This is a genomic window from Pseudomonas sp. PvP025 (assembly GCF_017832155.1).
Lineage (GTDB): Bacteria > Pseudomonadota > Gammaproteobacteria > Pseudomonadales > Pseudomonadaceae > Aquipseudomonas.
Window position 1 is genome coordinate 3,232,128 of record NZ_JAFIBJ010000001.1, and the last position, 22,875, is coordinate 3,255,002.

Sequence of the window (22,875 nt, forward strand, 5' to 3'; positions counted from 1 at the left end):
CTCGATGAAACTACGTGGCCTTTACGCCATTACCGACAGCCAATTGCTGGCCGGTAAATTCCTCGCCTACGTCGAAGCGGCGCTGGAGGGCGGTGTGACCCTGTTGCAGTACCGCGACAAAAGCAGCGACGAGGCCCGGCGCCTGCGCGAAGCGGAGAAACTCCACGAACTCTGCTCGCGCTACAAAACCCGCCTGATCATCAATGACGACGCCGAACTGGCCGCACGCTTGGGCGTCGGTGTGCACCTGGGCCAGACCGACGGTCCTTTGGCCCCGGTGCGCGCCCTGCTCGGCTCCAAAGCGATCATCGGCGCCACCTGCCACAGCCAGATCGAACTGGCCGAGCAGGCCGCCAAGGAAGGCGCCAGCTACGTCGCCTTTGGCCGCTTCTTCAATTCCAGCACCAAGCCCGGCGCCCCGGCCGCCACCGTCGACATGCTCGCCCAGGCGCGCAAGCGTCTGCAGTTGCCGATCTGCGTGATCGGCGGTGTGACCCTCGACAACGCCGAACCGCTGGTGGCCCACGGGGCCGACCTGCTGGCCGTGGTCCATGGTCTGTTTGGTGCCGACAGCACCCAGGAAGTCACGCGCCGCGCCCGTGCCTTCAACGCCCTTCTCAAGATTTGATTGCAGAGAGACTCATCATGTCCCGTTCCGAAACCCTGTTTGCCAATGCCCAGAAACACATCCCCGGCGGCGTGAACTCCCCCGTGCGTGCGTTCAAGAGCGTGGGCGGCACCCCGCTGTTCTTCAAGCACGCCGAAGGTGCCTACGTCACCGACGAAGATGACAAGCGCTACGTCGACTATGTGGGTTCGTGGGGCCCGATGATCCTCGGCCACAGCCACCCCGACGTGCTCGACGCCGTGCGCCAGCAGTTGCAACACGGTTTGTCCTACGGCGCGCCGACCGCCATGGAAACCGAGATGGCGGACCTGGTCTGCTCCATCGTGCCGTCGATGGAGATGGTGCGCATGGTCAGCTCCGGCACCGAAGCCACCATGAGCGCGATCCGCCTGGCCCGTGGTTTCACTGGCCGCGACAGCATCATCAAGTTCGAAGGCTGCTACCACGGCCACTCCGACAGCCTGCTGGTCAAGGCCGGCTCGGGCGCACTGACTCAGGGCGTGCCGAGTTCGGCGGGTGTACCGGCGGCGTTCGCCAAACACACCCTGACCCTGCCATTCAACGACATCGGCGCGGTCGAGCAGATGCTCAGCGAAGTCGGCCAGGAAGTGGCATGCATCATCGTCGAGCCGGTCGCCGGCAACATGAACTGCGTGCCGCCGGCGCCGGGCTTTCTCGAAGGCCTGCGCGAACAGTGCGACAAGCACGGCGTGGTACTGATTTTCGACGAAGTGATGACCGGTTTCCGCGTGGCCCTCGGCGGCGCCCAGGCCCATTACGGCGTTACGCCGGACCTGAGCACGTTTGGCAAGATCATCGGCGGCGGCATGCCGGTGGGCTGCTTTGGCGGCAAGCGCGCCATCATGCAGCACATTGCGCCGCTGGGCCCGGTGTACCAGGCTGGCACGCTGTCGGGCAACCCGCTGGCCATGGCCGCCGGCCTGACCACGTTGCGCCTGATCAGCCGCCCGGGCTTTCACGCGGAGCTGACCGACTACACCACCCGCCTGCTCGACGGCCTGCAGGTGCGCGCCGATGCCGCTGGCATTCCGTTCGTCACCACCCAGGCCGGCGGCATGTTCGGCCTGTATTTCAGCGGCGCCGACGATATCGTCACCTTTGATGACGTCATGGGCAGCGACGCCGATCTGTTCAAGCGCTTCTTCCACCTGATGCTGGACGGTGGCGTGTACCTGGCGCCGAGTGCCTTCGAAGCGGGCTTCACTTCGATTGCCCACGGTGACGCGGAATTGAAACTCACCCTGGAGGCTGCCGAGCGCGCTTTCGCCGCCCTGAAATAAACCCGCACAGCCGTCTGACGTTGCCTACAGCGGCGTCAGATTGCTACTTTGCCTACAGAGATTTCTTACTTTTTTCGAGATTTAACCTGCAATCCGGCAGATAACTTGCCCAAGCAGCAGAAAAACGAGTAAAGACTTTGTAAGCAGAGGCCTGCTTATTTCATAATGCGCGCTTATTGGATCCCACGAGGGTCCGCGCGCCCCGTCAGAGGTAAGTCGATTCCCATGAAACGCACCGGCCGCACCCTGGTTCTGGGCTGCCTGTTGCTCCTTCAGCCGCTGCTGGCACATGCCCAGGCAGGCGGCAACTCGTTGTTAATTCCAGCGATGGGTCGTTGCACCCTCAATACCCAGCCGGACGGCCAGGCCGAAGCCCTGAGCGCGTGCCAAAAGCAGGCGGATGACGGGGACGCGCAAGCGCAATACGAGTTGGGCGAGTTCTACCACGACAGCAAAAACCCCGCCGTGGACCTCAACAAAGCCTTGAGCTACTTCGAGAAAGCCTCGTTGCAAGGCCATGCCCAGGCGCAGTTTCAGCTCGGCAACATGTTCTTCAAGGGTGAGGGCGTGCCGGCCAATAACATTCAGGCGTATATCGTGCTGAAGATGGCTGCGGTCAACGGCGCCGAAGATGCGCTGGATACCGCCGACGAAGTGGCCGAACACATGCAGCGCGATGAGCTGGAAGTGGCGACCCAGGTGCTGGGGCAGATTTTCCGCAATTATTTGCAGGAATTGCAGAGTGCCGATGGGCGTTCGCCCTTCTCGCCCCTTCCCTGAATCCTCAGCGTTTTTGATGGCCTCTTCGCGAGCAAGCCCGCTCCCCCACTCGACCGAGTTTCAAACTTGAAATGCTGTCGAATGTTGGAGCGGGCTTGCTCGCGAAGGCCGCGCCTCGGTTTAAAGCCCTACTTCTCCGGCATCGGCATCGGAAACGGCATCACATTGCTGGTGCCGCGCGCCTCGCTGATCTTCGGCGTACCCAGGCGCTCGACTTCATCGATGCGCACAATCGAATGCATCGGCACAAAGCTGCGCACCACGCCTTCAAACTGCGCCTTGAGTTTTTCCTCGCCCGGGTCGACGACCAGCTGCGTGCGCTCGCCAAAGACGAACTCTTCCACCTCCAGGAAGCCCCACAGATCACTTTGATAGATCTGCTTGGCGTACATTTCGAACACCTGGCCCTGGTTGAGGAAAATCACCTTGTAGATTGGAGCTTCACGTTTGGTCATGGTGGGCGAGCAACACATCGCGGATATAAAAGAGGGCGCGAACTATAGCATGGCACCCGATGCACAACGCTAGGAACCAATGGGCATGCCCCCTATAATGCGCGGTTCTTTACCACCAGTTGACGATTCCCATGGCCAAGAAGCTCTATATCGAAACCCACGGTTGCCAGATGAACGAGTACGACAGCTCGCGCATGGTCGACCTGCTGGGCGAACACCAGGCCCTGGAAGTCACCGCCCGCGCCGAAGATGCCGACGTGATCCTGCTCAATACCTGCTCGATCCGCGAACGCGCACAGGACCGTGTGTACTCGCAGCTGGGCCGCTGGCGTGAGCTGAAACTGGCCAACCCGGACATGGTGATCGCCGTCGGCGGTTGCGTGGCCAGCCAGGAAGGCGCGGCCATTCGCGACCGCGCGCCCTATGTCGACGTGGTATTCGGCCCACAGACCCTGCACCGCCTGCCGGAAATGATCGATGCCGCGCGCATTACCAAGCTGCCGCAGGTGGACGTGTCGTTCCCCGAGATCGAAAAATTCGACCACCTGCCCGAACCGCGCATCGACGGGCCGAGCGCCTACGTGTCGGTGATGGAAGGCTGCAGCAAATACTGCACCTTCTGCGTGGTGCCCTACACCCGTGGCGAAGAAGTCAGCCGACCGTTTGACGATGTGCTGGCTGAAATCATCCACCTGGCGGAAAACGGCGTGCGTGAAGTGACCCTGCTGGGCCAGAACGTCAACGGCTATCGCGGCCACACCCACGACGGTCGCCTGGCCGACCTCGCCGAGCTGATCCGCGTCGTGGCGGCGGTGGATGGCATCGAGCGCATTCGCTACACCACCTCGCACCCGCTGGAATTTTCCGACAGCCTGATCCAGGCGCATGCCGAGGTGCCGGAACTGGTCAAGCACCTGCACTTGCCAGTGCAATCGGGCTCGGACCGCATCCTGTCGGCGATGAAACGCAACCACACCGCCCTGGAATACAAATCCAAACTGCGCAAACTGCGCGCGGCGGTGCCGGGCATCTGCATCAGCTCGGACTTTATCGTCGGTTTCCCCGGCGAAACCGAGAAAGACTTCCAGCAGACCATGAAGCTGATCGAGGACGTGGGTTTTGACTTTTCCTACTCGTTCGTCTACAGCCAGCGCCCCGGCACACCGGCCGCCGACCTGCTGGACGAAACACCGGAAGCGCTGAAAAAGGAACGGCTGAATGCGCTGCAGCATCGGCTTAACCAGCAGGGTTTCGAGATCAGCCGACAAATGGTCGGCTCCACCCAGCGGATTCTGGTCACCGATTACTCGAAAAAAGACCCGGGCGAATTGCAGGGCCGTACCGAGAACAACCGGATCGTCAACTTCCGTTGCGACAACCCGATGCTGATCGGCCAGTTCGCCGATGTGCACATTGATGCGGCGCAGCCGCACTCGCTGCGCGGGTCGCTGATTCAATAAATAGTCAAATCACCGCTGCTCAAAATGCGGGAGGGGGCTTGCCCCCGATGGCGGTTCATCAGTATCAAATCTACTGACTGACACTCAGCCATCGGGGGCAAGCCCCCTCCCACATTTGAACCGTGCAACACTCCGACGACGTAAGTGCTTTCGCACACCAGTCACTGGCGCTATCCTCTCCTTCACCTCAACAGCCAAAGGGCGGCTAAAAGCGACCTTGAACGCACCTACAGTAGAACCCCATCGTTTTATCCTCGAGCCGTTTGAGGCTCGCCGCTTCGCCAATCTGTGCGGACAATTCGACGAGCACCTGCGCCTGATCGAACAACGCCTGAGCATCGAGATCCGCAATCGCGGCAATCAGTTCGAGCTCATTGGTGAACCCCAGCACACCACCTCGGCAGAAAACCTGCTGCGCCGGCTCTACCGCGAGACCAAAGGCAGCGAGCTGTCGCCGGAAACCGTGCACCTGTACCTGCAGGAGTCGGCGGTGGAAGACCTGGCCAACAATCCCGTGGCCGAAGCCAGCGTGGCCCTGCGTACCAAAAAAGGCATGATTCGCCCGCGCAGCTTGAATCAGCAGAAGTACGTCAAGGAAATCCTCGGCAACGACATCAACTTCGGCATCGGCCCGGCCGGCACCGGCAAGACTTACCTGGCCGTGGCCTGCGCCGTCGACGCGCTGGAGCGCGAGCAAGTGCGCCGCATCCTGCTGGTGCGCCCGGCGGTCGAGGCCGGCGAAAAGCTCGGCTTCCTGCCCGGCGACCTCGCCCAGAAGATCGACCCCTATCTGCGCCCGCTCTACGACGCGCTGTACGAGATGCTCGGCTTCGAATACGTGGCCAAGCTGATCGAACGCCAGGTGATCGAGATCGCCCCGCTCGCCTACATGCGCGGACGCACTTTGAACAACAGCTTCATCATCCTCGACGAAAGCCAGAACACCACCGTCGAACAGATGAAGATGTTCCTCACCCGTATCGGTTTCGGCTCCACTGCCGTGATCACCGGCGACATCACCCAGGTCGACCTGCCCAAGGGCACCAAGTCAGGCCTGGGCCAGGTGATCGAGGTGCTCAAGGACGTGCCCGGCATCAGCTTTACGCATTTCATGCCCAAGGACGTGGTGCGTCACCCGCTGGTGCAGCGCATCGTCGAAGCCTACGAGCGCTTCGAACACCGCGACGACGGCCTGACCAGGGACACGCGCCGCGATGCTTGAGCTCGACCTGCAGCTGGCGACCGACGCGCCCGCCCCCAGCGAAGCGCAATTTCGCACCTGGTGCGCCCTGGCCCTGCGCCAGCGCAGCGCCGATTCGGAGTTGACCATCCGCCTGGTGGACGAAGCCGAAGGCCGCGAGCTGAATCACACCTGGCGCCACAAGGACTACGCGACCAACGTGCTGTCCTTCCCCGCCGACGTGCCCGACGAGCTGCTGGACATCCCCTTGCTGGGCGACCTGGTGATCTGCGTCGCGGTGGTCGAGCGTGAGGCGCAGGAGCAAGGCAAGGAACTTGAGGCCCACTGGGCCCATCTAGTCATTCATGGCTGCTTGCATCTCTTGGGTTACGACCATATTGACGATGACGAAGCCGAAGAAATGGAAGCACTGGAACGAACGTTGCTTGCAGAATTGGGCCATCCGGACCCGTATGCAGATGACGAAGCTTGAACATCACCTACTAACTGTAACGATAAAGGATTCAGAGTAATCGCTATGAGCGAAGACCGATCGAGCAACGGGCAGAAGTCATGGCTGGGTAAATTGACCCAGGCTTTTGCCCACGAGCCGAAAAACCGCCAGGAGCTGCTGGAGCTGCTGCGCGAGGCCCACCAGAACAAGTTGCTGGACAGCGAAGCGCTGGCCATCGTCGAAGGCGCCATCCAGGTGGCTGACCTGCAGGTCCGCGACATCATGGTGCCGCGCTCGCAGATGATCAGCATCAAGGCGACCCAGACCCCACGGGAGTTCCTCCCGGCCGTGATCGACTCGGCGCACTCGCGCTACCCGGTGATCGGTGAAAGCCATGACGACGTCATGGGTGTCCTGCTGGCCAAGGACCTGCTGCCGCTGATCCTCAAGGAGAACGGCGACAACTTCAATATCAAGGACCTGCTGCGGCCGGCCACCTTCGTGCCTGAATCCAAGCGCCTGAATGTGCTGCTGCGCGAGTTTCGCGCCAACCACAATCACATGGCCATTGTGATCGACGAATACGGCGGCGTTGCGGGCCTGGTGACCATCGAAGACGTGCTCGAGCAGATCGTCGGCGACATCGAAGACGAACACGACGTCGAAGAAGACAGCTACATCAAGCCGCTGCCCAGCGGTGATTTCCTGGTCAAGGCACTGACGCCGATCGAGAACTTCAACGAGTTCTTCGACAGCGAATTCTCCGACGATGAGTTCGACACCGTCGGCGGCCTGGTGATGAGTGCGTTCGGGCATCTGCCAAAACGTAACGAAACCACCGAGATTGGCGCGTACCGCTTCCGCATCCTGAATGCCGATAGCCGCCGCATCCACTTGATCCGCCTGACTCCGATTGCCCGCTAAGGACTGACATGCGCCGTTTGATCGCACCCGGCTGGCCCGGTAACTTGCTGGCCGTGGTGGCCGGCGCCATCACTACTCTGGCGCTGGCGCCGTTCGACCTGTGGCCGTTTGCACTGGTGGCGGTCGGCGTGTTCTATGTCGGGCTGCGGGGCCTGAGCCCACGCCAGGCCCTGGGTCGTGGCTGGTGTTTCGGCTTCGGTCTGTTCGGCGCCGGCACCAGCTGGATCTACTACAGCATCCACCACTTCGGCGGCGCTTCGGTGCTGCTGGCGGGTTTCCTGATGCTGCTGTTCACCGCCGCAATCGCCTGGTTCTTCGCCCTGCCCGCCTGGCTGTGGGCGCGCTGGCTGCGCCGCAATGAAGCGCCGCTGGCGGACGCGCTGACCTTTGCCGCATTGTGGGTCGGCCAGGAAGCGTTTCGTGGCTGGTTCCTCACCGGTTTCCCGTGGCTGTACTCCGGCTACAGCCAACTGGACGGCCCGCTCACCGGCCTGGCGCCTGTGGGCGGGATGTGGCTGATTTCGTTCGCGCTGGCGCTGACGGCGGCGCTGTTGTGCAACCTGCCGCGCCTGCTGGCGACCAAACGCAATGCCTTCATCGGCGCAGGCCTGGCGTTACTGGTCGCGCCGTGGGCAATCGGCCTGGCACTCAAGCATCACGCCTGGACCACGCCCTCCGGCGCACCGCTGAGCGTGGCCGCGATCCAGGGCAACATCGAACAAAGCATGAAGTGGGACCCACAACAGCTGACGGCCCAGCTCGCGCTGTACCGCGACATGAGCTTGAGTTCCAGGCCGGTTGACCTGCTGGTATGGCCGGAAACGGCAGTGCCGGTGCTCAAGGAATCCGTCGAAGATTACCTGGGCATGATGGGCAAGTTTGCCGCCGACCGGCATACCGCGCTGATCACCGGGGTACCGATCCGCCAGGAGGTGCGCCACGAAAAGCGCTATTTCAATGGCATCACCGTGGTGGGCGAAGGCGACGGCACCTACCTCAAGCAGAAGCTGGTGCCCTTCGGCGAGTACGTGCCGCTGCAGGACATGCTGCGCGGCCTGATTGCCTTCTTCGACCTGCCGATGTCGGACTTCGCCCGTGGACCGGCCGACCAACCGCTGTTGCAGGCCAAGGGCTACCAGATTGCACCGTTCATTTGCTACGAAGTGGTGTACCCGGAATTTGCCGCCGGCCTTTCGGCCCGCAGCGACTTGCTGCTGACCATCAGCAATGACACCTGGTTTGGCCGCTCCATCGGCCCGTTGCAGCACCTGCAAATGGCGCAGATGCGTGCTCTGGAGGCAGGTCGCTGGATGATCCGCGCCACCAACAACGGCGTGACCGCGCTGATCAATCCGTTCGGGCAGATCACCGCGCAGATTCCACAGTTCGAGCGTGGCATTCTCTATGGCGAAGTGGTGCCGATGCACCAGCTCACGCCCTATCTGCAATGGCGCTCGTGGCCGTTGATCATTGTGTGTCTGGTGCTGTTTGGCTGGGCGTTGCTGGCGGGCCGAATGTCCAAAGCCGTCTAGCCGCCCCACCCAAAACCAATGTGGGAGGGGGATTGCTTTTGATTGCAGTGGGTCAGTCAATGTAGCTGTTGACTGAAACACCGCTATCGGGAGCAAACCCCTCCCACATTCAGATCGGTGGCGTTACTTGTAAAACAACCGATACCCCACCTGCCCCACCGCCTCATTCAACAAATACCCGCTCTGCCATATCGACTTGAACTCCGGCATCCAGCCACCCAGTGGCCGCGCATTGTCCACGCCAAGAAAGCCCACCGGCGCCGGCACCACGGTAAAGCCCGCCTTTTCAAAGCTCCACACCGAGCGCGGCATGTGCCAGGCTTGAGTGACCACCACCACGCGCTTGATGCCTTGGGGCAACAGGATCGCGGCGCTCATCTGCGCGTTTTCCCAGGTGGTTCGGCTGCGTTCCTCCTTCCAGCGCACCGTGACGCCAAAATCATCCTGCATTGAAACCGCCATCAATTCCGCCTCGCTGGGCGGCGTGTCGTAGTGCAGGCCACCGGTGGTCAGCACAGGCAGGCCGGATGCCTTGGCCAATCGCGCCGCATAACGCTGACGCTCCAGGCCGATACCGGTCGGCTGGTCCGAACCCCACGCAGGGTCACCGCGTTCGCGTCCAGAACCGAGGATCACAATGGCATCTGCCCGTTGAGCCAGGGTAGACCAGTCCTCACGGGCCAAAGGTGGCACGGTCTCCAGCGCCCGTGCGCTCCACTCCACCACCACCGGCAGGCTCATCAGCCACAGCCCGCCCAACCCCAGGGCAAAACAGCAGCCGGCAAGGCGCGGGCGTGTGCGTCGCAACCACCAGCCAAGGGCCAGCAGCAGCAAGAGAATGCCAGGCGGCAGCAACAGTTGTTTAATGAAATAGCGAATAGGCATCGAGCATCTCCATGGATGCCCGAAGCCTAAGGTGTATCAGGGTTCAGCGCAAAGCTTCACATGGGGGGCATCACTTGAACCGGTCGGCCCGATGGGTTGCCGGACCGCGCTCGCGCGCTGCATCCTTGAGCCACACCACCTTCGCCGACTGTGTCGGCGCGCTCGGTGGCGGGGAAGCCACACGGCCAGGCGTCGAGCGTTCGTTTTTTTCCAGGTAAGCCTTGATCAGTTCCAGCTCTGCGCGGCTCAGGCCACGCAGCTCCAGCTCGACGGGGCGTTCATCACGCAATCGACCCGCGGTGCTGGCGGCATCCAACGCACGACCCAAGCGGTCGATCAGTCCTTGGTAGACATCCGGTTTGGTTAACATTCGCTGCGATTTGACCATCCCCTCACCTCATTGAAGATAAGACTCGCTCCCCACTCAACAGCGTAGACCCAGTGGCCGGGCCTGCCTGACGCCGCGACAGACGGCCTGGCGTGCGCAATCAGGGTTTCCCTCGATAGAGTGGGGTCATGTATGCTACGGCGCTTCCTGTAACTCCACTTCCCGCAGGGTTTGGGCATGCACGCGCCGCGCATCGGTGTCGCTCAGCCCTAACGCTGCACCGAAGAGGATTAGGCCACCCCTATTCAGTTCAAAAGTAGCCATGCACGAACATTACCAGCCCCGTGAAATAGAAAATGCCGCACAAACCTTCTGGGACGCGCAAAAGTCCTTCGAAGTCAGCGAACAGCCAGGCAAGGAGACTTACTATTGCCTGTCGATGTTCCCTTACCCCAGCGGCAAGCTACATATGGGGCACGTGCGTAACTACACCATCGGCGACGTGATCTCGCGCTATCAGCGCATGCTCGGCAAGAACGTCCTGCAACCCATGGGTTGGGACGCCTTCGGCATGCCGGCGGAAAACGCCGCGATGAAGAACAACGTGGCGCCCGCCAAGTGGACCTACGAAAACATCGCCTACATGAAGACCCAGCTGCGCAGCCTGGGCCTGGCGGTGGACTGGTCCCGCGAAGTGACCACCTGCAAGCCGGACTACTACCGCTGGGAACAATGGCTGTTCACCCGCCTGTTCGAAAAAGGCGTGATCTACCGCAAGAACGGCACCGTGAACTGGGACCCGGTCGACCAGACCGTACTGGCCAACGAGCAGGTGATCGACGGTCGCGGCTGGCGTTCCGGCGCGGTCATCGAAAAGCGCCAGATCCCGATGTACTACTTCAAGATCACCGCCTACGCCGATGAGTTGCTGTCGAGCCTCGACGACCTGCCGGGCTGGCCTGAACAGGTCAAGACCATGCAGCGCAACTGGATCGGCAAATCCAAGGGCATGGAAGTGCAGTTCCCGTATCACGTCGAGTCCATCGGCGAAGCGGGCGCACTCAAGGTCTTCACCACCCGCCCCGACACCCTGATGGGCGCGACCTACGTCGCCGTGGCCGCCGAACACCCGCTGGCCACCCAGGCCGCACAGAACAATCCCGAGCTTGCGGCGTTCATCGCCGAGTGCAAGGGCGGCAGCGTGGCCGAAGCCGACGTCGCCACCCAGGAGAAAAAAGGCCTGCCGACCGGGCTGTTCGTCGAGCATCCCCTCACCGGTGAAAAGCTGCCGGTATGGGTCGCCAACTACGTGCTGATGCACTACGGCGATGGCGCCGTCATGGCCGTGCCGGCTCACGACGAGCGTGATTTCGAATTCGCCACCCAGTACAGCCTGCCGATCAAATCCGTGGTGCGCACCAGCGCGGGTGATACCAACCCGGCGCCCTGGCAGGACGCCTACGGCGAACACGGCGAGCTGATCAACTCCGGCGAATTCGACGGCCTGGACTTCGCCGGCGCTTTCGATGCCATTGAAGTGGCACTGATCAAGAAAAACCTCGGCGCCTCGCGCACCCAGTTCCGCCTGCGCGACTGGGGCATCAGCCGCCAGCGCTACTGGGGCTGCCCGATCCCGATCATCCACTGCGACACCTGCGGCGACGTGCCGGTACCGGAAGACCAGTTGCCGGTCGTGCTGCCTGAAGACGTAGTGCCCGATGGCGCCGGTTCCCCACTGGCCCGCATGCCCGAGTTCTACGAGTGCGCCTGCCCCAAATGCGGCGCGCCGGCCAAGCGTGAAACCGACACCATGGACACCTTCGTCGAGTCCTCGTGGTACTACGCCCGCTACGCCTCGCCGCACTATGAAGGCGGCCTGGTGGAAAAATCCGCAGCCGACCATTGGTTGCCGGTGGACCAGTACATCGGCGGTATCGAACACGCCATCCTGCACCTGCTCTACGCGCGCTTCTTCCACAAGCTGATGCGTGACGAAGGCCTGGTGAGTTCCGATGAGCCGTTCAAGAACCTGCTCACCCAGGGCATGGTGATCGCCGACACCTACTATCGCCGCGAAGCCAATGGCGCCTACACCTGGTTCAACCCGGCGGACGTGGAACTGGAGCGTGACAGCAAGGCCAAGGTGATCAGCGCCAAACTGAAATCCGACGGCCTGCCGGTGGAAATCGGCGGCACCGAGAAAATGGCCAAGTCGAAGAACAACGGCGTCGACCCGCAGTCGATGATCGATCAGTTCGGCGCCGACACCTGCCGCCTGTTCATGATGTTCGCATCGCCACCGGACATGAGCGCCGAATGGTCCGACTCCGGCGTCGAAGGCTCGCACCGCTTCCTCAAACGCGTCTGGCGCCTGGCCCACGCCCATGTCAGCCAGGGCCTGCCCGGCAAACTGGACGTGGCCGCGCTGAGCGACGAGCAGAAAGCCATTCGCCGCAGCACCCACCTGGCCATCAAGCAAGCCGGCCAGGACGTGGGCCAGAACCACAAGTTCAACACCGCCATCGCTCAAGTGATGACACTGATGAACGTGCTGGAAAAAGCCCCGCAAGCCACCGAGCAGGATCGCGCACTGATTCAGGAGGGCCTGGAAACGGTTACCCTGTTGCTCGCCCCGATCACGCCGCACATCAGCCATGAATTGTGGAGTCGGTTGGGCCACAACGAGGCAGTCATCGATGCGCGGTGGCCGGTGCAGGATGACAGCGCGCTGGTGCAGGACACGTTGCAACTGGTGATCCAGGTCAATGGCAAACTGCGCGGGCAGATCGACATGCCCGCCAGTGCCAGTCGCGAAGAGGTTGAAGCGGCGGCGCGGGTCAACGAGAACGTGCTGCGCTTTACCGAAGGCCTGACGATCCGCAAAGTGATCGTGGTGCCGGGCAAACTGGTCAATATCGTCGCCAGCTAAATCGGATCGGGCGCAAGGCTTGAGCCTTGCGCCGAACTAAACCTTCAGGGCCTCGATAAGGCCCGCCTGGTTTCAAGGGGAGCAACAAAAATGATCAAACGCAATTTGCTGGTGATGGGCCTTGCCGTGCTGCTGAGCGCATGCGGCTTCCAGTTGCGCGGCACCGGCACCAATGAACTGGCGATCAAGGAATGGGACGTCAGCGCCCGCAACGCCTACGGCGAAACTGTGACGCAATTGCGTCAGGTCATGGAAAGCAGCGGCGTGCACATCTACACCGGCGCGCCCTACAAGCTGTTCCTGGCCGACGAGCGAGACACCCAGCGCAACCTGAGCTACGCCAGCGCCGGCCGTGCCTCGGACATCGAGCTGAGCACCGAGCTGACCTTCGAGATCCAGGGCCGTGACAAGCTGCCATTGATGGGTGACAAGATCCAGGTACAGAAGGTCGTCAGCCACGACGGCAATAACCTGGTAGGTTCTGACTCGCAAATCATTCAGGTGCGCAAGGAAATGCGGCGTGATCTGGTCCAGCGCATGGTCCTGCGCCTGTCGCTGCTGACCCCGCAACAACTTGAGACATTGCAGCAACGCGCTGACGACAAGGCCAAGGCTGACGCCGATGCCTTGAAAGCTGCGCAAGAGTACGAAAACAACACGCCGAAACAATCGCCTGTTGAAGTCCCTGTCGAGTAAGCCAGACGGGGCGCCCCAGGCGCCCCGTTCGCCCCGCCTATGAAACTCGCCCCCGCCCAACTCGCCAAACATCTGCAAGGTGGCCTTGCGCCTGTGTACATCGTCAGCGGCGATGACCCGCTGCTGTGCCAGGAAGCGGCAGACGCCATTCGCAGCGCCGCGCGCCAGCAAGGTTTCGACGAACGCCAGGTGTTCAGCGCCGACGCCAGTTTCGACTGGGGTACGCTGCTGCAAGCCGGCGCCAGCATGTCGCTGTTTGCCGAAAAGCGCCTGCTGGAACTGCGCCTGCCCTCGGGCAAGCCCGGTGACAAGGGCGCGGCGGCGCTGATGGGATACTGCGCACGGCCGGCCGAGGACACGGTCTTGCTGATCAGCCTGCCCAAGCTCGACGGCAGTGCGCAGAAAACCAAGTGGGGCAAGGCGCTGGTGGAAGGCGCGCAGACGCAGTTCATCCAGATCTGGCCGGTGGACAGCAACCAGTTGCCGCAGTGGATTCGTCAACGCCTTTCCCAATCAGGGTTGTCGGCGACACAAGACGCTGTGGAGCTGATTGCCGCGCGGGTCGAGGGCAACCTGCTGGCCGCCGCTCAGGAGATCGAAAAGCTCAAGTTGATGGCTGAAGACGGACAGATCACCGTCGAAACCGTGCAAGGTGCGGTGGCCGACAGCGCGCGCTTTGACGTGTTCGGGCTGATGGACGCTATCCTCAACGGTGAGCCGGCCCATGCCCTGCGCATGCTCGAAGGCTTGCGCGGCGAAGGGGTGGAGCCGCCGGTGATTCTATGGGCCCTGGCCCGCGAGCTGCGGGTACTGGCCAATATCGCCCTGCAATACAGCCAGGGCACGCCACTGGACAAATGCTTCAGCCAGGCCCGCCCACCGGTGTGGGACAAGCGCAAGCCGCTGATGAGCAAAGCCCTGCAACGGCACACGGCGCAACGCTGGGCGCAATTGTTGCTGGAGGCGCAGCGTATCGATGCACAGATCAAGGGCCAGGCGGCGGGCTCGCCGTGGATGAGTCTGAGCCGTTTGTCGCTATTGATGGCCGGCCAGCGCCTCACACTGCCCGCCGAATAACCCCGCCGCATTTTGATCTGTATTTACAATTCTCAGGCTTTACAGCCCCGCCGATTCGGCCGATTATTTGCGCCGTTCCACTCATCCATCAAGAGTACTCATCATGAGCAAAAAGCCATCCAGGAATGGCCCCAACAAGGCCAAATCCATCATCGCCCAGCCACTGTTCCGCAGCCGCCAGGTACGCGCCGGCAAGGGCAAAGGCAGCTACCGCCGCGAAGCCTTCCAGTCTGACAGCTGGGAGGCTTCTTACTTTCTGGCTGCCTGAAGGCAAGCGCCCCTCCGGCATGATAAGGTCTGCACTTGATTTGTAACCCCTGGACCTGTGCATGCCCTCTAGTCTTTCCCGTCGTTGGCACCTGCGCCAATTGATTGCTGCCTCCAGCCTTATTCTGCTTGTCGCCTGCGCCGAGAAACCCACCGCCGCCGACGCCCAGCCCCTGCCGAAAATCCAGACCGTGCCGGCCGTCGCGCCTGCCGTGGTTGCACCTTTGGCGGTGGACAATCTTGATATCCAGCCCACCCAGACTTTTGCCGAATGGCAGGCCGGGTTCCGCGTGGACGCGCTGAAAGCCGGGATCACACCCGCCGTCTTTGATAACGCCTTCGCCAACGTCACCCCCGACATGGCGGTGATTCGCGCCGACCGCAGCCAGCCGGAGTTTTCCCGCCCGGTGTGGGAGTACCTCGACGGTGCCCTGTCGGCGGTGCGCGTGCGCAATGGCCAGGCGCTGCTGATCAAGTACGCCGATACCCTGCAGAGCATCGAGCAACGCTATGGCGTCGACCGCCAGGCGCTGGTCTCGGTGTGGGGCATGGAGAGTAATTTTGGCGCGTTCCAGGGCAATAACTCGGTCATCCGCTCTCTGGCCACCCTGGCCTATGAGGGCCGCCGCCCGGCATTTGCCCAGGCGCAATTGCTCGCCGCGCTGCAGATCATCCAGCATGGCGATATCCAGGCCGACCAGATGAAAGGCTCGTGGGCCGGCGCCATGGGTCAGACCCAATTTATCCCGACCACCTACAACACCCACGCCGTGGACTTCGATGGCGACGGCCGCCGCGATATCTGGAACAGCCCGGCCGACGCCCTCGCCTCCACCGCGCATTACCTGCAAAGCTCCGGCTGGCAGAAAGGCCAGCCGTGGGGCTTCGAGGTGAAACAACTGCCGACCCACTTCGATTACGCCCTGGCCGACGGCAGCGTGCGCAAGAGCGTGGCCGAGTGGCTGAAACTCGGCATTCAGCTGCCACCGGGGGCAAGCATGCCGCCCAACGTCGACCAACTGTCCGCCGCCCTGCTGCTGCCAGCCGGTTACCGTGGCCCGGCGTTCCTGGTGCTGGATAACTTCCGCGCGATCCTCAAGTACAACAACTCCTCTTCCTACGCACTGGCGGTTGGCCTGCTGTCGGAGCGGTTTGGTGGCGGGGGTGTGATTCGTGGAGACTGGCCCAAGGATGAATTGCCGCTGAGCCGCTCCCAACGCATCGACCTGCAGGCAGCGCTGACCGCCAAGGGCTATGACGCGGGCAACCCGGACGGGATTATCGGCGCGAATACGCGCAAGGCGATTCGCGCGGCGCAGCAGGCGCTGGGCTGGCCGGCGGACGGGTATGCGACGGTGAAGTTGCTGGAATCTCTGCAGAACCGCTAGATTCGCTTATGGCGACTACCGTCATCGGGAGCAAGTCCCCTCCCACCGTTGAACTGTGAGTACATCCAACGTGTGGGAGGGGGCTTGCTCCCGATGACGGCATGCCAGGCAACCATTATTTAAAGACCACATCCTGCTCCAGCACCACCCGCTGCTCCCCCGCATCCAGGCGAACCACTGCGCCCAGCGGCAACGTCAGGTTGGGGTCGCAGTGCCCGCTGCGCCAGCCGGCCAGTACCGGAATGCCGAGCGGTTCGAAGGTCTGCTTCAATAGCCGTTCCAACGCCATGCCGTCCACCCCTGCTACATCCCCCACCAACACACCGGCGACCTGCGCCAGCTTGCCGGCCAGGCGCAAGTGCGTGAGCAGGCGGTCGATGCGGTAGATCGGCTCGTTGATGTCCTCGATAAACAGGATGATGCCTTGCGCGTCGATTTCAAACGGCGTGCCCATCACTGCGGCGATCATCGACAGGTTCCCCCCCTGCAAGCGCCCACGGGCGATGCCCGGCTCAAGGGTGGTCAGCGGGAAGGCGACAGGGTGCGCCAACTCGCTGCCAGTGCCCAGTTGGCCACGCAGCAGGCTGAACAACGAGGACTCGGTGGGTGGCTGCTTGTCGCCCAGCAGATCGGCGTTGAGCATCGGCCCGTGGAAGGTCACAAAGCCCGCATAGCGGTTGATCGCCAGGTGCAAGGCGGTGATGTCGCTGTAGCCGACAAAGGGTTTGGGGTTGGCGCGCAGCAGGCCGAAATCCAGGCTGTCGAGCAGACGTGGCGTGCCGTAGCCGCCGCGCAGGCAGAAGATGGCATCGATATCGGGATCAGCAAAGGCAGCATGGAGGTCGGCGAGGCGGGTTTTATCGCTGCCGGCAAGGTAGCCGTCGCGTTCATACACACCGGGGTAGATGCGCAGGTCGTAGCCGCGATTGCGCATCCATTGTTCGGCTTTTTCCACGTCCAGCGCGGCGGGGCCGGCCGGGGCGATCAGGGCGATGGTGCCTTCGGGGCGCAATGCGGGTACGGCGGCGTTCATCCATGTTCTCCATGCAAAAAGTGGGAGGGGGCTTGCTCCCGATGGCGGTGTGACAGTCAATACATCAGGTGACTGAAACACCGCTATCGGGAGCAAGCCCCCTCCCACATTGGCCCTTCCTGCACTTCAGGCCTGCGGTGTTACTCAGCGCTCTAGGCGGAAACCAGGCTGGCCTTGACCAGTTTGGCCTGCTCGTCGGCGTGGTACGACGAACGTACCAACGGGCCCGACGCCACGTTCTTGAAGCCCATCTTGTAGCCTTCCTCGGCGAACCAGGCGAAGACGTCCGGGTGCACGAAACGCTGCACTGGCAAGTGGCTGCGCGACGGTTGCAGGTATTGGCCGAGGGTCAGCATGTCGATGTCGTGTTCGCGCATGCGCTTCATGACGTCGATCACTTCTTCGTCGGTTTCGCCCAGGCCCAGCATCAGGCCGGATTTGGTCGGGATGTGCGGCATCATCTGCTTGAATTTCTGCAGCAAGGTCAGCGACCACTGGTAGTCCGAACCCGGACGCGCGGCCTTGTACAGGCGCGGCACGGTTTCCAGGTTGTGGTTGAACACATCCGGCGGCTCGGCAGCGGTGATTTCCAGCGCCACGTCCATGCGGCCACGGTAGTCCGGTACCAGGGTTTCAAGCATCACGTTCGGCGACAGCTTGCGGATTTCGCGGATGCAGTCGGCAAAGTGCTGGGCACCGCCGTCACGCAGGTCGTCGCGGTCCACCGAGGTGATCACCACGTATTTGAGTTTGAGGTCGGCGATGGCGATGGCCAGGCTTTGCGGCTCGTTCACGTCCAGCGGCTTCGGACGGCCATGGCCGACGTCGCAGAACGGACAGCGACGGGTGCAGATGTCACCCATGATCATGAAGGTGGCGGTGCCGCCGGAGAAGCACTCGCCCAGGTTCGGGCAGGACGCCTCTTCGCACACGCTGTGCAGCTTGTGTTTGCGCAGCAGGGCCTTGATACGGTCGACTTCCGGCGAAACCGGGATGCGCACGCGGATCCAGTCGGGTTTCTTCGGCAGTTCGGTGGTGGGAATGATCTTGACCGGGATGCGTGCAACCTTCTCGGCGCCACGCAGCTTGACGCCGGCTTCCACCTTGGCACGCGGGGCCGGGGCCGGACGCTCGGTGATGTCCAGCGTCGGGATCATGGTTTGCACTGCATCAGTAGTCATAATCAGTCGATTCCGCCCGTGAGGGTCGTCTGCTCAGCATAGTCGAGGTGTTTGACGAGCTGCGCGCGCAGCCGGGCACTTACCTCGGCAAATTTAATCGGTGTGGCGTGTTCGCTCAGTTGCGTCATCGCAAGCCCCGCATAACCACAGGGGTTGATGCGACGAAATGGCGCCAGGTCCATGTCCACATTCAGGGCCAGGCCATGAAAGGAACAGCCATGGCGGATGCGCAACCCCAGCGAGGCGATTTTCGCACCGTCCACGTACACGCCGGGTGCATCGGGCTTGGCTGCGGCGCTCACGCCATAACTGGCCAGCAGCTCGATCAGGCACGCCTCCATGCGGCTCACCAGGTCGCGCACGCCAAACCCCAGCTTGCGCACATCCAGCAGCAGGTAAGCCACCAGTTGGCCGGGACCATGGTAAGTCACTTGGCCACCTCGGTCGACCTGCACCACTGGAATATCACCCGGCACCAGCAGGTGCTCAGCTTTGCCGGCCTGGCCCTGGGTGAACACCGGCGGATGCTCCACCAGCCAGATTTCATCCGGGGCCGAAGTGCCGCGCTCGTTGGTGAAGCGCTGCATGGCATGCCACACGGGCTCATAGGCCATCTGGCCAAGCTCGCGAAAGCCCAGGACTGAGGGCATCACAACACCATGTGCACGAAGCCGGTGGCCCGCAGTTCACTGTTGATGTCGTAGAGCTGTTCCTGACCGGTCGCAACGATGTGCAACTGGATCGTGGTGTATTTACCGTTGGTGCTCGAACGCTCGTCCACCCGGTTGTCGTTGATCGTCGCGTGTTTACGCACGATCTCGAGGATCTTGTCCTTGTTGCCTGCACCGGTATCGCTGATCACTTTGACGGGATAGTCCGTCACCGGGAATTCGATCTTTGGCGCCTTCACTTCTTTATCGGTCATGGCAGAACAGCCTCGTAAGCGGTAAGCCGTGGCGACGGGCAAAGCCCCGCGTCGGATCAACGCGGGGCTTTGCAGGTGCACACAATCAGTTGAACAAGCCGTAGAAGAACAGACGGATGCTATCCCACACGCGGCGGAAGATACCACCTTCGTCGACGGCGTCGAGCGCGATCAGGTCGGCGCTGTGCACCACCTTGTCGTCCAGCTTCACTTCGACTTTACCGATCACATCGCCCTTGGCGATAGGCGCAACCAGTTGCGGGTTCAGGGTCATGCTGGCAGCCAGCTTCTTCAGTTGGCCTTTAGGCATGGTCAGGGTCAGGTCGTCGGCCAGGCCGGCCTTGACCTGGGAGGTCGCGCCCTTCCACACCGGTGCGGTCGCAAGCTCGGTGCCCTTCTGGTAGAAGGTCTGGGTTTCGAAGAAACGGAAGCCGTAGGTCAGCAGCTTTTGCGTCTCGGCCGCACGGGCCTGCTCGCTGTTGGTGCCGAATACCACGGCGATCAGGCGCTGGCCATCACGTACAGCGGACGACACCATGCAGTAACCGGCTTCGTCGGTGTGGCCGGTTTTCAGGCCATCAACGGTCTTGTCACGCCACAGCAACAGGTTGCGGTTGGGCTGCTTGATGTTGTTCCAGAAGAATTCCTTCTGGGAGTAGATCGCATAGTGCACCGGGTCGACGCGGATGATCGCGCGGGCCAGGATCGCCATGTCGTGAGCCGACGAATAGTGCTCAGGGTTCGGCAGGCCGGTCGGGTTCATGAAGTGGCTGTTGGTCATGCCCAGGTCGCCGGCGGTCTTGTTCATCATGTCGGCGAACGCGTCTTCACTGCCGGCGATGTGTTCGGCCAGGGCCACGCTGGCGTCGTTACCCGACTGGATGATGATGCCGTGCAGCAGGTCGCTCACGGTGACCTGCGAGCCGACCTTGATGAACATCCGCGAACCGCCGGTACGCCAGGCGTTTTCGCTGACGGTGACCGGATCGTTCTCGCCGATCTGGCCGCGACGGATCTCCAGGGTCGCGATGTAGGCGGTCATCAGCTTGGTCAGGCTGGCGGGCGGCAGGCGCACGTCACCGCCGTTCTCGACCAGCACGTTGCCGCTGGCGGCATCCATGAGGACCCAGGCCTTGGCGGCCAGTTGCGGGGAAGCCGGCACCATTTCAACCGCCCAGGCGGCCGGGGTGATGATCAGCGAGATAAGCAGGCACGTGCGTTTGGCTAAGGTGGTGATGTTCATCCGTCTCTCGAAATTGCGTATGGAAACTTGCCCTCGCGGGCAAAACTTATTCAGACAGCCCGTTGCCAGACTGTCGCGTGTTCGATTGCCCGCTCACCCCTTGCCCCTGGGTTTTTGTTGTTCAACGAGCCAGCAACCAGGGTTCGAGCCCCGCAGGAGCCTGAACCTTCAATCGGGTTTATTCGGCGGTGACCAGCTTGGGCTGCCCCAGGTTGGCCAGGCGTACGCTGTTCTGCACCTGCGCGACCTCGCTTGGCGAGCCGATCGGGCCCATGCGTACACGGTGCAGGGTCTGCTGGTTACGCACGATGGAGCTGATGAATACCGGCGCGTTGACCATGCCGCTGAGTTTGGACCTTAACAGTTCTGCCGCATCCGGGTTGGCGAAAGCGCCCACCTGCAGGAATTGCCCGCCGGCCATGGATGCGCCAGGTGCGGCATGGGGCACGACCACGGTGTCCGGGGCATGCTGCGCAGGCGGTGGTGTCCATTGTTCGATCTTGCCGGTGGAGGCGGTCACTTGCGGCTGCACGGTGCGCGGCTCGTTGAGCATCAACGGTGCCGGTTTGCCACGCTGGGCCCAGTATTGGGCCGGGTCGATGCCTTCGACCTTGACCCGCGCGGTGCCGGTTTCGGCATAGCCGAGTTTCTTCGCGGCGGCATAGGACAAGTCGATGATACGGTCGGAATAGAACGGCCCACGGTCGTTGACCCGCAGGATCACCGTGCGGTTGTTGTCCAGGTTGGTCACCCGCACATAGCTGGGCAGCGGCAATGTCTTGTGGGCCGCGCTCATGCCGTACAGGTCATAGACCTCGCCATTGGCGGTGTTCTGACCGTGGAACTTGGTGCCGTACCAGGACGCCGTGCCCGACTGGACGTAGGTTTTGGAGTCCTGCAGCGGGAAGTAATTCTTGCCCAGCACGGTGTAGGGGTTGGCCTTGTAGGGGCCGGTGTGCAGGGTCGGCGTGGCATCCGGGATCTTCGACACATCCACGTCCCACCACGGCGCGCCGTCCTTGTGCGCGCGGTTGATGTCCAGGCCCGGCTGGGCACGGACGATTGCGCCACCGGCCTTGGGCACCGGCCCACGGCTGGTGGGTGTGGACGTGGAACAACTGACAACCAGCAAGGACAACGCGGCAAACGCCACCAGCTTGAGCGGTTTATGGAACGGCGATGCCCGCATTACTTGGTGCCCCGTGCTTGGACCAGCATGTCTGACAGCTGATGCACGGCCATGGCGTACATCACACTGCGGTTATAACGCGTGATTGCGTAAAAATTCTGCAGGCCCATCCAGTATTCAGGACCCTTTTCGCCTTCAAGGCGGAACGCCGTTACCGGCAGATCGTCGCCGGGCGCATTCTGACTCGACCAGCCCAGCGCCCGCAACTCCCCAACGGTCTTGACCGGTTCGATGCCTTGAGTCAAACCTTCGTCGGCGCGTTCGCCGCTGACGTCGGCGCGCACCACCACCGGTTCGCCAGCCACCCAGCCATGGCGCTTGAAGTAGCTGGCAACGCTGCCAATGGCGTCGTCCGGGTTGCTCCAGATATTGATGTGGCCGTCGCCGTCAAAATCCACCGCATAGGCGCGAAAGCTGCTCGGCATGAATTGCGGCAGGCCCATGGCACCGGCATAGGAGCCCTTGAGGGTCAGCGGGTCGACCTGCTCTTCGCGGGCCAGCAGGAGAAATTCGCGCAGCTCCTTGCGGAAGAAGTCGGCGCGCGGCGGGTAATCGAAGCCCAGGGTCGACAAGGCATCGATCACCCGATAATTGCCGGTATTGCGCCCGTAGAAGGTTTCAATGCCGATGATCGAAACAATCACCTGGGCCGGCACGCCGTACTCCTGCTCGGCGCGGGCCAGCACCGCCTCGTGCTGACGCCAGAAGTCCACGCCCCGGGCCACGCGGGCATCGGTGAGAAACATCGGGCGATATTCCTTCCACTGCTTCACGCGTTCGGCCGGGCGCGAGATGGCGTCGAGGATCGCCTGCTTCTTCTGCGCCTCCCGGAACACGCCCATCAGCTGTTCACCGGCGAAACCGTAGTCGCGGGTCATTTCGCCGACAAATTCGGCGACCTGGGGAGAGCCATCGTAGTCACCGGCCTGCGTCTCCTGCGATGCACCGAGCAGCCCGATCAGGCCCATCCAGGATGCATGCCGAGTCGCCCAGCCGCGCATTACTTGCATTGACATCTTC

23 protein-coding genes are annotated in these 22,875 nt (G+C 62.3%); 13 read left to right on the top strand and 10 right to left on the bottom strand.

What is annotated here, in order from left to right; genetic code table 11:
- Positions 1-4 precede the first annotated feature (4 nt).
- The 3 genes from thiE to JOE32_RS13780 all read left to right on the top strand — a co-directional run bounded on the left by thiE (position 5) and on the right by JOE32_RS13780 (position 2,709).
- Entirely contained in the window at positions 5-628 is a 624-nt protein-coding gene (gene thiE / locus JOE32_RS13770) for a thiamine phosphate synthase (protein ID WP_209985142.1), read from the top strand.
- A gap of 17 nt (positions 629-645) precedes the next feature.
- A complete protein-coding gene (gene hemL / locus JOE32_RS13775) occupies positions 646-1,929 on the top strand; it encodes a glutamate-1-semialdehyde 2,1-aminomutase (RefSeq protein WP_209985144.1) in 1,284 nt (427 codons plus the stop codon).
- Between the two features lie 225 nt (positions 1,930-2,154).
- Complete coding sequence (locus JOE32_RS13780; RefSeq protein WP_209985147.1) at positions 2,155-2,709, top strand: tetratricopeptide repeat protein; 555 nt, start codon at positions 2,155-2,157, stop codon at positions 2,707-2,709.
- Between the two features lie 128 nt (positions 2,710-2,837).
- Here JOE32_RS13780 and JOE32_RS13785 read toward each other — a convergent pair whose 3' ends face one another.
- Complete coding sequence (locus tag JOE32_RS13785) at positions 2,838-3,164, bottom strand: DUF1820 family protein (RefSeq protein WP_003194436.1); 327 nt, start codon at positions 3,162-3,164, stop codon at positions 2,838-2,840.
- A 131-nt stretch (positions 3,165-3,295) separates the two neighbouring features.
- Here JOE32_RS13785 and miaB point away from each other — a divergent pair, with 131 nt between their 5' ends.
- The 5 genes from miaB (at position 3,296) to lnt (ending at position 8,714) form a co-directional block, all read left to right on the top strand.
- The gene (miaB, locus tag JOE32_RS13790) at positions 3,296-4,624 is read left to right on the top strand and encodes a tRNA (N6-isopentenyl adenosine(37)-C2)-methylthiotransferase MiaB (protein WP_209985149.1); all 1,329 of its coding nucleotides are present in this window, start codon (positions 3,296-3,298) and stop codon (positions 4,622-4,624) included.
- 217 nt (positions 4,625-4,841) lie between these two features.
- Positions 4,842-5,846, top strand: a complete 1,005-nt coding sequence (locus JOE32_RS13795; RefSeq protein ID WP_209985152.1) for a PhoH family protein — start codon at positions 4,842-4,844, stop codon at positions 5,844-5,846.
- Positions 5,839-6,297, top strand: coding sequence for an rRNA maturation RNase YbeY (gene ybeY, locus JOE32_RS13800; RefSeq protein ID WP_209985154.1), 459 nt, complete (start codon positions 5,839-5,841; stop codon positions 6,295-6,297). Before JOE32_RS13795 ends, ybeY begins: the two co-directional genes overlap by 8 nt.
- A 45-nt stretch (positions 6,298-6,342) precedes the next feature.
- Positions 6,343-7,182 (top strand): HlyC/CorC family transporter, encoded by an 840-nt coding sequence (locus JOE32_RS13805; RefSeq protein WP_015373027.1) that lies wholly within the window; start codon positions 6,343-6,345, stop codon positions 7,180-7,182.
- A gap of 8 nt (positions 7,183-7,190) precedes the next feature.
- Positions 7,191-8,714, top strand: coding sequence for an apolipoprotein N-acyltransferase (gene lnt, locus JOE32_RS13810; RefSeq protein ID WP_209985156.1), 1,524 nt, complete (start codon positions 7,191-7,193; stop codon positions 8,712-8,714).
- Between the two features lie 123 nt (positions 8,715-8,837).
- Here lnt and JOE32_RS13815 read toward each other — a convergent pair whose 3' ends face one another.
- Together JOE32_RS13815 and JOE32_RS13820 are read right to left on the bottom strand one after the other, a co-directional pair.
- Positions 8,838-9,599, bottom strand: a complete 762-nt coding sequence (locus tag JOE32_RS13815; RefSeq protein ID WP_209985159.1) for a YdcF family protein — start codon at positions 9,597-9,599, stop codon at positions 8,838-8,840.
- Positions 9,600-9,669: 70 nt separating this feature from the next.
- Positions 9,670-9,987 carry a hypothetical protein gene (locus JOE32_RS13820; RefSeq protein WP_209985163.1) on the bottom strand — a complete coding sequence of 106 codons (318 nt, stop codon included), beginning with the start codon at positions 9,985-9,987 and terminating at the stop codon, positions 9,670-9,672.
- A gap of 262 nt (positions 9,988-10,249) precedes the next feature.
- On the opposite strand from JOE32_RS13820, the gene leuS reads away from it, so the two are divergent.
- The 5 genes from leuS to JOE32_RS13845 all read left to right on the top strand — a co-directional run bounded on the left by leuS (position 10,250) and on the right by JOE32_RS13845 (position 16,284).
- The gene (gene leuS / locus JOE32_RS13825) at positions 10,250-12,856 is read left to right on the top strand and encodes a leucine--tRNA ligase (RefSeq protein WP_209985166.1); all 2,607 of its coding nucleotides are present in this window, start codon (positions 10,250-10,252) and stop codon (positions 12,854-12,856) included.
- A 90-nt stretch (positions 12,857-12,946) separates the two neighbouring features.
- Positions 12,947-13,552, top strand: a complete 606-nt coding sequence (gene lptE, locus JOE32_RS13830) for an LPS assembly lipoprotein LptE (RefSeq protein ID WP_209985169.1) — start codon at positions 12,947-12,949, stop codon at positions 13,550-13,552.
- Positions 13,553-13,591: 39 nt separating this feature from the next.
- The gene (gene holA / locus JOE32_RS13835; protein ID WP_209985172.1) at positions 13,592-14,629 is read left to right on the top strand and encodes a DNA polymerase III subunit delta; all 1,038 of its coding nucleotides are present in this window, start codon (positions 13,592-13,594) and stop codon (positions 14,627-14,629) included.
- Positions 14,630-14,732: 103 nt separating this feature from the next.
- On the top strand, positions 14,733-14,897 hold the full coding sequence (arfA, locus tag JOE32_RS13840) for an alternative ribosome rescue factor ArfA (RefSeq protein ID WP_209985175.1): 165 nt from the start codon (positions 14,733-14,735) through the stop codon (positions 14,895-14,897).
- 61 nt (positions 14,898-14,958) lie between these two features.
- The gene (locus tag JOE32_RS13845) at positions 14,959-16,284 is read left to right on the top strand and encodes a lytic murein transglycosylase (RefSeq protein WP_209985178.1); all 1,326 of its coding nucleotides are present in this window, start codon (positions 14,959-14,961) and stop codon (positions 16,282-16,284) included.
- A 115-nt stretch (positions 16,285-16,399) separates the two neighbouring features.
- On the opposite strand, the gene JOE32_RS13850 is transcribed toward JOE32_RS13845, so the two are convergent.
- The 7 genes from JOE32_RS13850 to mltB form a co-directional block, all read right to left on the bottom strand.
- Positions 16,400-17,317: an LD-carboxypeptidase gene (locus tag JOE32_RS13850; RefSeq protein ID WP_209985181.1), complete on the bottom strand. Its 918-nt coding sequence runs from the start codon at positions 17,315-17,317 to the stop codon at positions 16,400-16,402.
- A 152-nt stretch (positions 17,318-17,469) separates the two neighbouring features.
- Complete coding sequence (gene lipA / locus JOE32_RS13855) at positions 17,470-18,474, bottom strand: lipoyl synthase (protein ID WP_209990517.1); 1,005 nt, start codon at positions 18,472-18,474, stop codon at positions 17,470-17,472.
- 26 nt (positions 18,475-18,500) lie between these two features.
- Positions 18,501-19,148 carry a lipoyl(octanoyl) transferase LipB gene (lipB, locus tag JOE32_RS13860; RefSeq protein ID WP_209985184.1) on the bottom strand — a complete coding sequence of 216 codons (648 nt, stop codon included), beginning with the start codon at positions 19,146-19,148 and terminating at the stop codon, positions 18,501-18,503.
- Positions 19,148-19,423, bottom strand: coding sequence for a DUF493 domain-containing protein (locus JOE32_RS13865; protein WP_003237028.1), 276 nt, complete (start codon positions 19,421-19,423; stop codon positions 19,148-19,150). The genes lipB and JOE32_RS13865 overlap by 1 nt, the downstream gene beginning before the upstream one ends.
- Before the next feature lie 85 nt (positions 19,424-19,508).
- On the bottom strand, positions 19,509-20,666 hold the full coding sequence (locus JOE32_RS13870; protein WP_065952059.1) for a D-alanyl-D-alanine carboxypeptidase family protein: 1,158 nt from the start codon (positions 20,664-20,666) through the stop codon (positions 19,509-19,511).
- Between the two features lie 178 nt (positions 20,667-20,844).
- Positions 20,845-21,855 carry a septal ring lytic transglycosylase RlpA family protein gene (locus JOE32_RS13875; protein WP_057010129.1) on the bottom strand — a complete coding sequence of 337 codons (1,011 nt, stop codon included), beginning with the start codon at positions 21,853-21,855 and terminating at the stop codon, positions 20,845-20,847.
- Positions 21,855-22,865 (bottom strand): lytic murein transglycosylase B, encoded by a 1,011-nt coding sequence (gene mltB, locus JOE32_RS13880; protein ID WP_209985187.1) that lies wholly within the window; start codon positions 22,863-22,865, stop codon positions 21,855-21,857. Before mltB ends, JOE32_RS13875 begins: the two co-directional genes overlap by 1 nt.
- Between the last annotated feature and the right edge of the window lie 10 nt (positions 22,866-22,875).